The 296-nt window shown below is 67.6% G+C and carries 1 pseudogene; it reads right to left on the bottom strand.

Annotated features, from left to right (window positions below):
• Positions 1-296: pseudogene (locus HMPREF2924_RS32820) on the bottom strand (glutamine synthetase); the annotation flags it as partial.

The raw sequence follows: 296 nt of genomic DNA, 5'->3' as shown, positions 1-296 counted from the left end.
TTGCAGGCGACGAAGATGTCGATGTACTTCGGATCGATGTACTTCGCCAGGATCTCGCTGTCGTCCAGTTCGCGCAGGGCGTCGCGCAGGTTGTTCGGCAGGCTCGGCTCCAGCTGCTCGTAGGAGTTGCCTTCGATCGGGGCACCCGGCTCGACCTGGTTGGTCAGCCCGTGGTGCACCCCGGCAAGCACCGAGGCCAGCAGCAGGTAGGGGTTGGCGTCGGCGCCGGCGACGCGATGTTCCAGGCGTACCGCGTCCGGGCTACCGGTGGGCACGCGCAGGGCCACGGTGCGGTT

Source organism: Pseudomonas sp. HMSC063H08 (assembly GCF_001813645.1).
GTDB lineage: Bacteria > Pseudomonadota > Gammaproteobacteria > Pseudomonadales > Pseudomonadaceae > Pseudomonas > Pseudomonas aeruginosa.
Note: the sequence above shows the minus strand (reverse complement) of the source record. Positions and strands in the feature narration are given on the sequence as shown.